At 30.0% G+C, this 14142-nt stretch carries 15 protein-coding genes; 6 read left to right on the forward strand and 9 right to left on the reverse strand.

Features of this window, described 5'->3' with window-relative positions:
* Nucleotide 1 precedes the first annotated feature (1 nt).
* The 3 genes from ACKGJY_RS04415 to ACKGJY_RS04425 form a co-directional block, all read right to left on the reverse strand.
* Nucleotides 2–700, reverse strand: coding sequence for a MotA/TolQ/ExbB proton channel family protein (locus tag ACKGJY_RS04415; RefSeq protein ID WP_413972643.1), 699 nt, complete (start codon nucleotides 698–700; stop codon nucleotides 2–4).
* Nucleotides 701–849: 149 nt separating this feature from the next.
* Nucleotides 850–2241 carry a sodium:proton antiporter NhaD gene (nhaD, locus tag ACKGJY_RS04420; RefSeq protein WP_413972644.1) on the reverse strand — a complete coding sequence of 464 codons (1392 nt, stop codon included), beginning with the start codon at nucleotides 2239–2241 and terminating at the stop codon, nucleotides 850–852.
* Between the two features lie 539 nt (nucleotides 2242–2780).
* Nucleotides 2781–3845: an anhydro-N-acetylmuramic acid kinase gene (locus tag ACKGJY_RS04425; protein WP_413972645.1), complete on the reverse strand. Its 1065-nt coding sequence runs from the start codon at nucleotides 3843–3845 to the stop codon at nucleotides 2781–2783.
* A 95-nt stretch (nucleotides 3846–3940) separates the two neighbouring features.
* Between ACKGJY_RS04425 and ACKGJY_RS04430 the strand changes: the two genes are divergently transcribed.
* Nucleotides 3941–5083, forward strand: coding sequence for an acyl-CoA dehydrogenase (locus ACKGJY_RS04430; protein ID WP_413972646.1), 1143 nt, complete (start codon nucleotides 3941–3943; stop codon nucleotides 5081–5083).
* Between the two features lie 110 nt (nucleotides 5084–5193).
* On the opposite strand, the gene ACKGJY_RS04435 is transcribed toward ACKGJY_RS04430, so the two are convergent.
* From ACKGJY_RS04435 to cls, 5 genes are all read right to left on the reverse strand, one after another.
* Nucleotides 5194–5802: a DUF2652 domain-containing protein gene (locus ACKGJY_RS04435; protein WP_413972647.1), complete on the reverse strand. Its 609-nt coding sequence runs from the start codon at nucleotides 5800–5802 to the stop codon at nucleotides 5194–5196.
* A gap of 28 nt (nucleotides 5803–5830) precedes the next feature.
* The gene (locus tag ACKGJY_RS04440) at nucleotides 5831–7351 is read right to left on the reverse strand and encodes a GH3 auxin-responsive promoter family protein (protein WP_413972648.1); all 1521 of its coding nucleotides are present in this window, start codon (nucleotides 7349–7351) and stop codon (nucleotides 5831–5833) included.
* Between the two features lie 18 nt (nucleotides 7352–7369).
* The gene (locus tag ACKGJY_RS04445) at nucleotides 7370–7936 is read right to left on the reverse strand and encodes a hypothetical protein (RefSeq protein WP_413972649.1); all 567 of its coding nucleotides are present in this window, start codon (nucleotides 7934–7936) and stop codon (nucleotides 7370–7372) included.
* Nucleotides 7937–8097: 161 nt separating this feature from the next.
* The gene (locus ACKGJY_RS04450; protein ID WP_413972650.1) at nucleotides 8098–8577 is read right to left on the reverse strand and encodes a DUF892 family protein; all 480 of its coding nucleotides are present in this window, start codon (nucleotides 8575–8577) and stop codon (nucleotides 8098–8100) included.
* Nucleotides 8578–8712: 135 nt separating this feature from the next.
* Complete coding sequence (cls, locus tag ACKGJY_RS04455) at nucleotides 8713–10137, reverse strand: cardiolipin synthase (RefSeq protein ID WP_413972651.1); 1425 nt, start codon at nucleotides 10135–10137, stop codon at nucleotides 8713–8715.
* A gap of 345 nt (nucleotides 10138–10482) precedes the next feature.
* Here cls and ACKGJY_RS04460 point away from each other — a divergent pair, with 345 nt between their 5' ends.
* From ACKGJY_RS04460 to ACKGJY_RS04475, 4 genes are read left to right on the forward strand one after another with little or no spacing between them, the layout of a single operon-like run.
* Nucleotides 10483–10848, forward strand: a complete 366-nt coding sequence (locus ACKGJY_RS04460; protein WP_413972652.1) for a YtxH domain-containing protein — start codon at nucleotides 10483–10485, stop codon at nucleotides 10846–10848.
* 4 nt (nucleotides 10849–10852) lie between these two features.
* Nucleotides 10853–11200, forward strand: coding sequence for a hypothetical protein (locus ACKGJY_RS04465; protein WP_413972653.1), 348 nt, complete (start codon nucleotides 10853–10855; stop codon nucleotides 11198–11200).
* A 4-nt stretch (nucleotides 11201–11204) separates the two neighbouring features.
* On the forward strand, nucleotides 11205–11408 hold the full coding sequence (locus ACKGJY_RS04470; RefSeq protein WP_413972654.1) for a hypothetical protein: 204 nt from the start codon (nucleotides 11205–11207) through the stop codon (nucleotides 11406–11408).
* Between the two features lie 21 nt (nucleotides 11409–11429).
* Entirely contained in the window at nucleotides 11430–12035 is a 606-nt protein-coding gene (locus ACKGJY_RS04475; RefSeq protein ID WP_413972655.1) for a hypothetical protein, read from the forward strand.
* 74 nt (nucleotides 12036–12109) lie between these two features.
* Here ACKGJY_RS04475 and ACKGJY_RS04480 read toward each other — a convergent pair whose 3' ends face one another.
* Nucleotides 12110–13138 carry a helix-turn-helix transcriptional regulator gene (locus ACKGJY_RS04480; protein WP_413972656.1) on the reverse strand — a complete coding sequence of 343 codons (1029 nt, stop codon included), beginning with the start codon at nucleotides 13136–13138 and terminating at the stop codon, nucleotides 12110–12112.
* Nucleotides 13139–13702: 564 nt separating this feature from the next.
* Here ACKGJY_RS04480 and ACKGJY_RS04485 point away from each other — a divergent pair.
* On the forward strand, nucleotides 13703–14140 hold the full coding sequence (locus ACKGJY_RS04485) for a hypothetical protein (protein WP_413972657.1): 438 nt from the start codon (nucleotides 13703–13705) through the stop codon (nucleotides 14138–14140).
* Nucleotides 14141–14142 lie beyond the last annotated feature (2 nt).

Raw genomic sequence — 14142 nt, forward strand, 5'->3', positions numbered from 1 at the left:
ACTAAGTCGGCTCGTTTAAGTGATCTAAAAACTCTAAAGAATTAGCTTCCATTTGATATACTACTTTATTGGTTCTCACCACTAAATGATTGTATGCAATATAACCAACGATACCAACAATTAAACCAGCTACTGTTGTTGTCATTGCAGTATAAAGTCCGCTAGCCAAAGTATCCATTTGTATTGTTCCTCCCGCATTGGCTAGCTCGAAGATGGCTAGTATCATTCCAATTACAGTTCCTAAAAACCCAATCATTGGGGCTGCACCTGATATAGTAGCCAAAACACTCACATTTTTCTCAAGTTTATAAATTTCTAATCTACCAGCATTTTCAATGGCTGTATTTATATCTGCTAAGGGTTTCCCAATTCTTGTAATTCCTTTATCTATTAAACGAGACACTGGAGAATTAACCTGTACACATAACATTTGTGCAGAGTCAATTTTTCCATTACTAACATGATCTTTTATTTGATTCATAAAATTAGCATCTACGTTTGATGCTGCTTTAATAGCAAATAAACGCTCAAAATAAATGTAAGTAGCAACTACAAGCAGTAAAAATAAAATAGCAATAATAATTTGTCCTGCAGAACCGCCACTGGTAATTAATTCAATTATTGAAAGTGTTTTTTCAACAGATTCTTTATCTACTAATTCTGTGCCTTCTTGGGTGTTTTGTAGTAATATATTAAGCATAAGTTTTAGGTTAATTGCAACAGTATAACGTATGTTTTATTGCTAAAGTATAATATTTATAGGTTTCAATTCTATTTACGTATCTAAAAAGCAAAAAGATTAGCTTAACACTAATCTTTTAAATTTTATACTAATTTAAATTATTTTATTTAAAACAGTGTTCTTGTTACCATAAAAGCAGCAGCTCCAACTAAAAAACCAGCTAGTGCTAACCAAGAAATCTTTTTTAAATACCAAAAGAAATCTATCTTTTCCATACCCATAGCAACCACACCAGCAGCAGACCCGATAATTAACATACTTCCGCCGGTACCAGCAGAATATGCTATAAAGTGCCATAACTCATGATCTATAGGTTCAGTAAACATTCCTAAACTAGCAGCTACTAAAGGCACATTATCAATTACAGCAGAACCAACTCCTAATAATAGCACTACCAAATCTGATACACCACCTGGATGCATCTCAGTTCCTAATTGCGGTACATTTTCTTGCAAAGAACTAGCAAAACCAAATAATATTCCCAGAGATTCTAAAGCTGCTACAGCCATTAAAATACCTAAAAAAAATAGGATACTTGGTAATTCTATTTTTGATAATGATTGATGAACAGGACTATGGTGTGCATGTTCATCATGTTCTTTAGAATCGTGACTAGACATGCTAAATTTAGAGCTGCTATATATTTCAGCAAATGTAGCTACAACCCCTAAGGACAACATCATACCAACATATGGTGGCAAATGCGTTATTACTTTAAAAATTGGTACAAATATAATAGCGCCTAAACCTAAGTATAACATTGTAGCACTAAATTTTGATTTGTTTTTATTATCATCCTCAACAATATCTAAATCGCCTTTAAAAGCCGGTAAAAAAGATGCTATTAAAGAAGGCACAACCATACACAATAAAGATGGTATAAGTAAATACCCAATTAAATGCCCTGTAGTTACTTTTTTACCAATCCAAAGCATTGTTGTTGTAACGTCACCTATTGGAGACCAAGCGCCACCAGCATTTGCAGCAATAATTATTAAGCCAGCATACCAGATACGAACACTCCTATCTTTAACTATTTTTTGTAAAATAGATATTAATACAATAGTTGCCGTTAGATTATCAATAATTGCTGATAATATAAACGCCAATATTGAAAAAATCCATAATATTTTAGATTTCTTTTTTGTTTTAATAAAGTCTTTAATAGTAGCAAACCCATCAAAATAATCTATAATCTCAACTATAGTCATGGCGCCTAAGAGAAACACTAAAATTTCAGCAGTTTTACCAAGGTGATGCAATAACGTTTCTTCCATTAAATGCATTTTATCTTCACTGGCTAATGCACCAAAATTTTCTAGAAGCATATGTTTACCAGAATCAAACCATTGTGGAAAGCTTTCTAAACCTAAAGCTATTAGCGCCCAACATATAGCCATCATAACTAGAGCGGGAATTAATTTATCTATTTTTATACTGTGCTCTAAGGTTATGGCTAAATACCCCATAACAAATACTAAAATAATTGCTGCTTCCATAAATTAATATTTAAATAATTTTATATAGTGCTTTTTTAAATACTATGGCACTAATGTTAGTTTTTGGTTTTTGGTTTATATTTTATTTTTTTTCGATTTCTTTTCTTTGACTAAGAAATGTATTACAAGTACAGTTTAGTTAATTATATTTAAAAGCTATAATAATAAACAAATGAGAGGTTGTATAATTTGATAAAAAATAAGATATTAAACTCACTTTTAATCTGTATGTTCAATTAATAGATTTAAAATTATTTCTATTCACATTCTCCAAATACGTTTATATATTTCTCCAAAAGAGACAAAATTATAGGCCACTAAAGTATTACCCTTTTTTGCAAGAAACAAATGATTTATGTCATCAAATATAAAACCGTTTGTATTTACTAAGCCAACAACAATATCAGTAATCTCAATAACTTTTACCCTCTTTTAAGATTAGCACCCTACTAATAAAGTAACTAATATTACAAAAACCTGAATTACAACATATTTACCTTAAATTAAATTAATAATAAATACATCATTCACACATTAATTTAGGGCATAAAAACCACACCAGAAGAATGATTTTTTTTTGCTCCGGTAACGCTTTTTAAACAATTTACTTCATCACGAAGTTTCAAAATTCCTAAAAAAGCAAAAATTAGAGCCTCTTTAAACTCCACAACCTGTCTATCTGGAATAATTATTTTATTGTTACTGTGATAGTTTACACGCTTGATTAAATACATATTATACGCGCCACCACCAGTTATAAAAACAAAAGCATCCCGTTTTTTATTAATTTCTTTTGAAATTTGAATAGCTATGTGCTCAGAAAAGGTACATAATATATCTTTTATTTCTATCTTAAAATTATTTATTAGAGGAATAACTTTAGATTTAACCCATTCTAGCCCTAACGATTTTGGATAAGGTTCTCTATAAAAATCTAATTGATTTAGCTTTGATAGTAGATCAACATTAATAGTTCCAGATAAAGCTATTTCACCTTTATTATCAAAAGGAAGCCCTAACATATTTGTATAATGATTTAAAACGATATTGACTGGACAAATATCATATGCAATTCTCTCATCTTTAAACTCTGAAGAAATATTGGCAAATCCGCCTAAATTAAGACAAAAATCATATTCAGAAAACAACAATTTATCACCTATTGGTACCAATGGTGCTCCTTGCCCTCCTAAAGCTACATCTTGAACTCTAAAATCGCAAACAACAATATGTTTTAGCAATTTTGAAATTATTGGTGCATTGCCTATTTGATAAGTCAACCCCTTTTTAGGTGTATGTAATGCGGTATGACCATGAGAACATACGGCATCTAGCCTATCAATAGCATTAACCTTAATAAACGTTTTAATGGTTTGCGCTAAATATTCTGTATAAGTAGTATCTAATTGCCTTAGTGCATCATAAGTTTTATCAACTAAAGTTTTTAAGTTACTCACCCAAAAATCACTATAAGCAATTGTTTCTGAGCAAAGTATGTTAAACTTCCACGTATCTTCTAATTTAAATTGCGCATATACTAAATCTATACCATCGAGAGATGTACCAGACATTACACCTATAACATTATACTCATCTTTTACCATAGGTCGTAAATTTAACAATCTGTATTGAAAAATTCACACTAATAACGTATATTTGTAAACATTTTTTATAAAAAACAACATTTTATTTACGAATTATGAATTTTAACCTTTCAGAAGAATATAAAATGATACGTGACGCCGCTCGCGATTTTGCTCAAACCGAACTACTTCCTGGAGTAATTGAAAGAGACAATGCGCAAGAATTCCCCGACGAATTGGTAAAGAAAATGGGCGAACTTGGTTTTATGGGTATTATGGTAGATCCTAAATACGGTGGTAGTGGTATGGATACTATTTCGTATGTTCTTATTATGGAAGAGCTTTCTAAAATTGATGCATCTGCATCTGTAATTGTATCTGTAAACAACTCTTTGGTTTGTTATGGCTTAGAAGCTTATGGTACAGAAGCACAAAAGCAAAAATATTTAACTAAACTTGCTACAGGAGAGCATGTTGGTGCATTTTGTTTAAGTGAGCCCGAAGCTGGAAGTGATGCTACATCACAAAAAACAACGGCGATTGATAAAGGCGATCATTATCTTATAAATGGTACTAAAAACTGGATAACTAGTGGCGGAAGAGCCGATACCTATATTGTAATTGCGCAAACTGACCGTGATAAAGGCTCTCATGGTATAAATGCATTTATTGTAGAGAAAGGTACAGAAGGTTTTCATGTTGGGCCTAAAGAAGATAAACTTGGAATTCGTGGTAGTGATACGCACACACTACAATTTAACGATGTAAAAGTGCCAAAAGAAAACAGAATTGGTGTTAATGGATCAGGTTTTAGATTTGCAATGAAAACGCTTTCTGGTGGCCGTATAGGTATAGCTGCCCAAGCTCTAGGAATTGCGCAAGGTGCTTATGAATTAGCCCTTAAATATTCTAAGCAACGTAAAGCCTTTGGTACAGAAATATGTAACCATCAAGCCATAGCATTTAAGTTAGCAGACATGTATACTGAAATTGAAGCTGCTAGACTGCTAGTTATAAAATCTGCCGCAGATAAAGATGAGGGTAAAAACTATGACAAATCTAGTGCTATGGCAAAATTATACGCCTCTAAAGTGGCTATGGAGCAAACTGTTGAGGCTGTACAAATTCACGGTGGTAACGGCTTTGTTAAAGAATATCATGTTGAACGACTGATGCGTGATGCTAAAATTACTCAGATATATGAGGGCACTTCGGAAATACAAAAAATTGTTATTTCTAGGAGTGTTTTAAGAGATTAAATAAATTTTAAAGTTGAGGATTGAATATTAAATAAAATAACTTCTGATTACAAAATAAGAGTTCTACATATAGTAACAAACTATAATACTTTAAAAAACATTTATAATTACTAATCAACCAACGGTTTTAAATTTATATAACTATAACTAATATCGCCAATGTGTTGAAACGATGTGTCTTTTTTATGCAATTGTCCCCAATCGAAATTATCCGATAAGGATGTTTTTTCATATTGTTCTATAATGTTTTGAGAAAGTAAGATATATTCATCAAAAGGTATTTTGTTTTTTAACAAACGGTGAGCAGTAATGAGATCTTCTCCCATCAGTTTTATATTTTTCCCAATTTGAACTGCACTAATTTTTTCGCCAAAATGTAAAATAACTTTTAAACCTAAAACTTCTGGAATTTCAATACCCTTAGCTTTATACTTGTATATTTCATCTAATAAGTGTAGTTGTTTGTAAAATTCTGTATAAAATAATCTACACTGGTCTATTAAATCTTTAAATGAAGGAAGACCATCCGATTTGTAGAATAAAACGGCATCTCCTTCTATCTCAGAAACTTTTAAGCCTATATTATTAGCATAAATAACTTTATTTAACAAAGCAGGAATTATTTTAGAACTTAACTCTATATCTACTGCACTCATAAATTCTGTAAAACCACTAATATCAGGAATACAAATTAACGTTGGAGTTGGTTTTTGCTTCATATATTTAAATAATTATAAACCTTGTTTATTAAGATGTAGCAACAAATGATTCCCATTCCTTAAACTTCTCTTCACTCATTACTCGTTCCATTTTAACTTGTCCGCCTTTTTTCTTTTGACTACCGCTCCATTGAGCAAACACTTCTGGTAAAACTGTTGAGACCTTAACACCTTTTAAGGCTTTAGTTCTAGCAACCTTGTAATTTTTGTTTGCAGCCTGCAGTAGTTTATCTAATTCTTTAGCCAACTTTTTATCATCAATATTGGTATTAGTACCCAAATACCAATGGTGATAAAAGTTATCGTCTATCTTAACAGCAGACAATGTAAATTCTGGAATTTCAAGATCAAATTTCTGCTCCATTTCCAGCAATGCCTTATTCATTTTATTCACTGAAAGTTGAGATCCAACTACATTTAGAAAAAATTTAGTTCTGCCTGTAATTTTAATTTCAGCACGTTCTACATTTGTAAACTCCACCGTATCACCAATTAAATATCGCCAAGCACCAGCAACAGTGCTTATAATAAGTACATAATCTTGATGTAATTCTACCTGTGATAGCGGAATTGATGGCGCGTTTTGCTTTAATGAACCGTCAGTATTAATGTATTGAGGCTTAAACGGTACAAATTCAAAATAAATACCATTATCAGTTACTAAGCGCATAGCGTCTGTTTCTGGACGTTCTTGAAATGCTATAAATCCCTCTGATGCTAAATAAGTATCAATTACAGTAATAGGGTGTGCTAAAAGCTTATTAAAACTTTTTTTATAAGGTGCAAATGCTACACCGCCAGAGGTATACACTTTCAAGTTAGGCCAAATCTCATGAATGTTATTTACATTATTATAGGCTATAACTTTTTCTAACATTAATTCAATCCAAGAGGGTATACCACTTAAAGCGCCAATATCATAACTTTTAGCATTTTCCGCTATTTCTTGCACACGCTCGTCCCAATCGTCAATTTTAGCTATTTCTTTTCCTGGTTTGTAATATCCTTCAAACCAAAATGGTATTCTACTAGCGCTTATACCACTAATTTCGCCTTCTAAGTTCCCATTGCGTTCATTAAGATCTGTAGAGCTACCTAACATCATAATATCTTTTTCAAAAAAAGTTGCTGGTAAATCAAAATTAGAAAGTGCTTCAACCTGTTTTATTCCTGCTCTTCTTATGGCAGCTATCATAGCATCAGTTACAGGAATACGTTTACTTGTTTTCCCAGTAGTTCCGGAACTTAGCGCAAAATAATCTGGGTTATCTGGCCATGTTATGTTTTCTTCACCTTCTATAACTCTTTGCCACCACTCAGCTTTAAGTTTATTATAATCAAAATAAGGGATCGCCTTAGAAAATGCTTTTTTACAATCTTTACTATTAAGTATACTTGCAAAATCGTAAGCTTTACCAAACGCAGTATTTTTTGCTGTATTTAGTAAATCATTTAAAACCTTTTCTTGTGCATCAATATGATTTACATCTGGTGTTAAATTATCCTTAAGATGAATTGCGCCTTTTATAAGAGTTCCTTTTATTGACATTTTATTTTAAGTTTTTTGTTAAACAATAACGTTTTGAGACTTAGTGGTCTCTTCATTAACAAATTCTAAAACTTGCTCTGGTGACACATATAATCGTTTTATTTTTTCTTTATACCTATCTGAAAGTTCTGTATGATTAAGGATATAATTTTTAGTTGCTAAAATATAATCCTTCATATTGTGCCTAATAGCATATTTATCTGCAGTTTGTTCTGCCTTACGTAAATAAGAATTTGAGAATATATAACCTAAACCAAAACCAATTAAATTTAAACTACTTCTTGTGTGATAATCCATAATATGCCCTAATTCGTGCCCTAACCAACCAATTAAAACTTCTTTGGGTATATAACTTGTGTGTAGTTCCATTTTTTTAATATCAAAATGTCTGCTAATTAAAATAACATATTTTCGGTTTTTTTTATTTTTAAATAAACTCAATAACTTAGGTTGTGCCTTCATTACTGATGCACTCATTTTTTTAGTAAGCTTAAACTCTATTGGCACATCTTTTAATTCGGGATAAAATGATAAAGCTTTAGTTGCTTCATGCTTTATATATTCTGGAATTATTTTATTATTCATAACAGACTTTATTTGTAACGTTATACTTTAGAGTAACTTTTACAGTTTACATGTTTTTAATTGCGAGATGTAATGCTAATACGAAAAATACGAACTCAAATAAAAAAAGACAGGAGAGGGATCCTGTCTTCTTTCGTCTTAAAAAACAACGTATTAATCAACTACTTATTTGATATTCGCATAATTGCTAATTCATTTAATTTATTATCAGCATATAACTCATGGTTTAATAGGCTTTGCAATAACTCTGCTACTTCAGTATAACCTAATTGTTTGGCTACTCTGGTCGCAGTACTATAACCTGAAATCTTAAAATACTCTATACGTTGCGCAGAGGCAATCAGCTTCATATCTTTAACATTATCGCAATTTTCTCTTTCTTTTATTCTATTAAGCTCTTTAACTATTGGCGACATTTTGATACAAACTTCGTCTGGAAAGTTTATTTCTAGTCTTTTACATATATGCTTTATGCATTTAAACTGATAATTTGTTTTATCAACTAATTCATTAAAACCTTTTTTTAAACATGGCGTTTTTGATACGTCTATAAGTGTAGGTAACACAACATTTAACAGTTGTTTTTCAGCTGAATACAAATCTTTTATTTCACTTTCAAACAAATGATGTAATGGACTCATAATATGTTTTTAGTTTTTATTTGTAAAACTAAAACACAAAGTAGTGCAATGTGTATTCAATTAATTATAAGATTGTCGCAATCCAACAAAAACGAGGTAAATAGATAAGGAATTGCGGTTATGTAGCCTGACAAATCAAAGAAGAGGACTTAAAAAGCGAGCAACACCTTCGTAAAATTTCTCTTGAGTAGAACGGGTTTTAAATTTTTTAAACTCTAATTTTACACTTAATTTACAATCATCTACAAAACTTTTGTAAGCTAAAGCAGCAAGTTCTCTGTTATAAACAAGAGCATTGGTTTCAAAATTATGATCAAAACTTCTGTTATCAAAATTCCCTGATCCTATTGATAGGATTTCAATATCTGTTATCACCATTTTACTATGCAAAAAAACGTTCTTTTTTAAATATATCTCAACTCCGGCTTGCATTAATTCTTCAAAATAAGAACGCATGCTGTATTTTGCTGTAACAGAATCAGACTGAAATGGTAACAATATTTGTACGCGTACACCACTTAAAGCCGCTATCTTTAGAGCCGTAAGCACCTGAGCACTAGGTATAAAATATGGGTTAGCGATACATATAGAATTTTCGGCTAAATTAATAAGCATAATATATTGCTGCATTATAGCAGCATAATCTGAATCTGGACCACTAGCTACTATCTGTACAATACTGTTGCCAGTTATTTGTTGCTTAGGCAAATACTTAGTATTAAGTAATATATCTTCTTTACTAGCAAAAAAGTAATCTTTTATAAACACTTTATGTAAACTCTCAACTGCAGGCCCACTAATTTTAAGATGAATATCTTCCCAAATACCCATATTAGATACAGGTTTTATGTATTTATCAGTTAAATTAAATCCTCCTGTAAAACCAATTATACCATCTACAATTACAATTTTTCTATGATTTCTGTAATTCATTGAAAATATAAAATTACCAAACCGCAAAGGCATTGATGAGCAAATTACCACACCAATACTTTTAAAACGCCTGATGGATTTTCTTTTCCAATCAAAACTCCCAATAGCATCATACATCACGCGAATTTCAACTCCTTGCTTTATCTTTTCTTTAAATAAAGCAAACAACTTATCCATTAATTCACCTTCCTCTAATATGTAGTATTGTATATGGATAAAACATTTTGCATTTTTTATGGCTTTAAATATTGAGGAAAATGTGGTATCTCCATCTTCTAGTAACTCTACACTGTTACCATTGTATGGTAAATAATTATTGTTATTTGAAATTAGTGTTGCTAATTTTTCTCTTTTTTGTGATTGAAAATTTTCGAAAGGTTTTCTCGCATTATCATCATGAAATTTTTCGTCATACAGCTTACGTTTTAAGGTTTGCTTTAATTTAAAAAGCCGTATTTTTCTTCTATTTAAACCAAACAGCACATAAAATACTACACCTAAGTATGGCATAAAAATAATTACGAACAGCCAACTTAAAGATTTACTGGGTCTAGCACCGTAAAAAATCACGCCTAAAAGAGCTAAGCCTGATATGATAATATAAATTATTATTAAAACACTTATCATTTAAACTTTATAATATAATGAGTTGATTATTTAATTTTTCTATTATAAAGCCATAATACATAAAACACTTACCGTTATTGATATTTATAACTTCACCTATTTACTTATGCGAAGTTAACATTAAGTATTAATGATTACGTATTTAAATGATACTTCATAATTTTTTACAAAAAATACAACCTTATAATATAATATCGTTCTGCGTATTTTATTAACTCAAATCATATTATTCTGAACTTAAATAAACATCTTATACAAGTTAACAATACCAGTAATTGCACTAAACAATAAAGGTCTTTGTATTTACTTTTGTAGAAGTTAAATTAATAATTAAAACATAAAAAAATGGGAAATAACGGAAACACATTACTGGGTGTTATTACAGGAACTGCAATTGGGGCAGCTTTAGGAATTTTATTTGCTCCAGACAAAGGAAGCGAGACTAGAAAGCGTATAGCTACGGAAGCTGAATTGGCTAAACATAAACTATCAACAGAAGCCACATTAGCAAAAGATAAATTAGCACAAACAGCTATAGATTTAAAAGACCAAGTGGTAGGTACTGCAACGGCTAAAAAACAAACATTGAACGATCAAGTGGATGAACTTGTACAAAACACAAGTCATAAAGCTGATGATGTTATAACAACATTAGAAAAAAAGTTAGCAGAATTGAAAGTTAAGAATAAAAAATTACAAAAATCATCATAATTTTATGGGGCTGATTGATTCAATAAGCGATACAAATTCTAAGGCGGCAGATGTAAGCGAAAAATATATTAAAACGTCTTACAAATATTATAAACTAAAATTATTTCAACAGCTTTCAATATCTGTTAGCTTAGTTTTTAAAAGCCTCATTATAGGTGGCTTTATACTTATGTGTTTGTTTTCATCTTTTGTTGCCTTGGCATTATATATTGGAGAATCAACCGATAATTACCCATTGGGTTTTGTAATTGTAAGTTTTATTTTTTTAGCCTTATCTGTTTTAGCCTACGTTTTAAAACACGTTATTAATAAATTAGTAATAAAAAAACTATCTGATAAATTTTTTAACTAATACTATGACAAATACATATAAAGATTTAGAGAGTATTGATAAGGATTTAAAAGTCTTAAACTTAGAGCGCCAAATAGCATGGGAAGAAATAAAAGCAGTAAAGGAAGAATATAAAGAAGACTTTAGACCTTACAATTGGATACAAACCGCCGTTAAAGTAGCAAGCAAATTTGGAACTATGGTTCTATTGAAAAAAATAATTAAATAAATAACCTTAAAAATTTAAAATATGAAAATATATAAACTAAATATCTTATTTCTAATAGTAATTTTTTTAGTAAGCTGTGACATTAAACAAAAAAAAGAAACTGAGTTACCAGACGTAGACATGGCCGTTGAAGTTGAAGAAGGACAATTACCTACGTTTGACGTAGATTGGGCCGATGTAAATGTTGGCACAAAAACCAAAATTGTAGAAATACCTAAAATAGTAGTTGTTATGGAAGAGGAAGAAGTAGAAATACCATATATAGATATAGATATGCCGGATGCCAATGGAAATAATGGTGATAAAATGGAGAAAACAGAACAAAATATTATGATTGAGGCCGAAGTGACCGATGTAGAACACAACCTTGAAATTAAAGAGATAAGGGCTTCTGGATCTACATTATATGTGATTTCTGAGTTAGAAGAAATGGAAAAAAGTATTGGAGACCAAAAACTTAGAGTTTCAGACCAAGTTAGCATTAATGCACCAGAACTAACAGTTAAATATTTTATAGTAGGAAAAAGACCTGATAGAATATTTAATTCTAGATATAAATATTATAATACGATGGAAGAAGCAGTATCTGCTACCACCAATTCTAAAACAATTTATTCTAATAGTTAAGATATAATTAATAGCAAAAAAAAGTCCCTCAAGATTTAAATCTGAGGGACTTTTCTATTTTAAAACACCTGTCATTACACGGCAATGGGAACAAAAACTTGTTTCTTATATTCAAAAGGTGTTAGTCCGTATTTCTCTTTAAAAATTTTAGAAAAATAACTTCTACTTGTAAACCCAATAGTATATACAATTTGAGAAATATTTAAATCTGTTGTGCGTATCAATTCTCGCGATGTTTCTAACCTAACGTGTCTAATATATTCTGTAACAGTTCTATTAAACAAAAACTTAAAACCATCTTGAAGTTTTACTTGAGATAATCCATACTCACTAGATAATTGCTCTAAAGAATAATCAAACGAAGGATTTTTAGAAATTCCCTTACTTATTTTCCTTATTAATTTTAACTCTTTTGTAATTAAAGAAGTTGGCAACGAAACGCCTTGAGAAGACATATTGTGTTCTTGAATATGAAGTGTAAGAATTTCATAAATTTTAGATTCTATTTTTAACAACCTCAACATACCTTTAGATTTAACTTTTTTAATAGCCGTTACATAATCGGCCATTCTTAGGTTTAATGTACCGTGATGAAAAAAACGTTGTTCATGATCAGTATCAACAAAAACCTCATATAGTTTATCATTTAAAGAAGAAATATTTGTTGTGCGCTTCTTTAAAAATTTCTGTCTAACAATTTGAATGATGTTAATTTGAATCTTAACATCTTTTTCAAATGACACACAGTTAACACCATTAGTTTTATTAGTAAAAATTACAGACTCAAACTGGTTAATTGTTTTTTCGCTTTTTTCTACACCAAACTTATGTTTAAATGGAGCTTCTAAATTATATATAAATCTTACCGGATTAAACGTATCAATTTCAATTTGAAATTCAATATCCTCTAAAAATGTAATATCGTATTGTAATAAGCTAACACCCCAATCAAAAGGAATAAATTTTATTGATCCTTTAGCTATTGTATTATTAACTATCAAGGTATGTTCTCCCCAAATATCCTGAATATTCCCTCCTATATTGGCTTTAATTTCATTTAAAATATCAATAGTACTATCTGCACTAATGTTAACTTGCATCATAATATTTAAGTTTTAATATCTATAACACCCTTTTAGATGTAAAAACTAAAAAGATATAAAATAAAAATACATCTTCCTATTACAGAAATTATAAATAAGTTATTATATTGATAATAATTTATCGGATAAGGTTAAACATAACGTGTAATCAATATTATTTCTAATGAGACAACATATATTGTTATAACACAAATAATTAATATAAATATCTTATAAATTGGTATAACTAAAATATACAAACACATCTTAATTATACCCGTTGTGCATTTTGAGTTGAAATAAACAGTGTAATGTCAGTTCGAATGATTTTTTTGATAAAAAATCGTAACGAGAACCAATTCATATTAAAAATTCTTATTCTCGATACAAATTTCACTCATTTCAATCGTTAAATTCACTCGAATTGATAGAGTTTTTTTTTCAAAATGCACTATGGCTCTTAATTATTTAATTTAATACATATAATTATGGAGAACACATTAAAAGTATTAAGAAAAACAGTTTTTAATGTACAGTGCAATTAATTACGCGCTTTCTATAAATTATATATAAACAATGCTAAAAATGGAAACTATAAAAGCATCAGATGTATTACTAAAAAAATTAATAAACACTCCAGAGAACGCTCTGGAATATCTAGATCTGGTATATGTTACCGATGAAATTTTAAACATATCACGCAGTAGTAATAACAATAAATTTAACTATATTAAAAACGGCAAACTCTTAACGCGTAAAAAAACACTACAGCGTATTACCAAATTAGTAATTCCTCCAGCTTGGAAAAACGTAAAAATTTCATCTTTAGAAAACGGTCATTTACAAGCCATTGGGAGAGACAGTAAGTTAAGAAAACAATACAGATATCATAAAAAATGGTCTAAAATACGCAACCAGACTAAGTTTTACAAAATGTTACATTTTGGTAATGCACTTCCTAAAATTAGAGCGCAAGTAGAAAAGGATTTAAGTCAACCTAATTTTTCAAAACTAAAGTTTTAGCT

It is taken from the genome of Hyunsoonleella sp. 2307UL5-6 (assembly GCF_047345485.1).
Classification (GTDB): Bacteria; Bacteroidota; Bacteroidia; order Flavobacteriales; family Flavobacteriaceae; genus Jejuia.

Bases quoted from the DNA above. Each gene is read 5' to 3' on its own strand.
- ACKGJY_RS04415 (WP_413972643.1), bottom strand. From the start codon at position 700: ATGCTTAATATATTACTACAAAACACCCAAGAAGGCACAGAATTAGTA.
- nhaD (WP_413972644.1), bottom strand. From the start codon at position 2,241: ATGGAAGCAGCAATTATTTTAGTATTTGTTATGGGGTATTTAGCCATA.
- ACKGJY_RS04425 (WP_413972645.1), bottom strand. From the start codon at position 3,845: ATGGTAAAAGATGAGTATAATGTTATAGGTGTAATGTCTGGTACATCT.
- ACKGJY_RS04430 (WP_413972646.1), top strand. From the start codon at position 3,941: ATGAATTTTAACCTTTCAGAAGAATATAAAATGATACGTGACGCCGCT.
- ACKGJY_RS04435 (WP_413972647.1), bottom strand. From the start codon at position 5,802: ATGAAGCAAAAACCAACTCCAACGTTAATTTGTATTCCTGATATTAGT.
- ACKGJY_RS04440 (WP_413972648.1), bottom strand. From the start codon at position 7,351: ATGTCAATAAAAGGAACTCTTATAAAAGGCGCAATTCATCTTAAGGAT.
- ACKGJY_RS04445 (WP_413972649.1), bottom strand. From the start codon at position 7,936: ATGAATAATAAAATAATTCCAGAATATATAAAGCATGAAGCAACTAAA.
- ACKGJY_RS04450 (WP_413972650.1), bottom strand. From the start codon at position 8,577: ATGAGTCCATTACATCATTTGTTTGAAAGTGAAATAAAAGATTTGTAT.
- cls (WP_413972651.1), bottom strand. From the start codon at position 10,137: ATGATAAGTGTTTTAATAATAATTTATATTATCATATCAGGCTTAGCT.
- ACKGJY_RS04460 (WP_413972652.1), top strand. From the start codon at position 10,483: ATGGGAAATAACGGAAACACATTACTGGGTGTTATTACAGGAACTGCA.
- ACKGJY_RS04465 (WP_413972653.1), top strand. From the start codon at position 10,853: ATGGGGCTGATTGATTCAATAAGCGATACAAATTCTAAGGCGGCAGAT.
- ACKGJY_RS04470 (WP_413972654.1), top strand. From the start codon at position 11,205: ATGACAAATACATATAAAGATTTAGAGAGTATTGATAAGGATTTAAAA.
- ACKGJY_RS04475 (WP_413972655.1), top strand. From the start codon at position 11,430: ATGAAAATATATAAACTAAATATCTTATTTCTAATAGTAATTTTTTTA.
- ACKGJY_RS04480 (WP_413972656.1), bottom strand. From the start codon at position 13,138: ATGATGCAAGTTAACATTAGTGCAGATAGTACTATTGATATTTTAAAT.
- ACKGJY_RS04485 (WP_413972657.1), top strand. From the start codon at position 13,703: ATGGAAACTATAAAAGCATCAGATGTATTACTAAAAAAATTAATAAAC.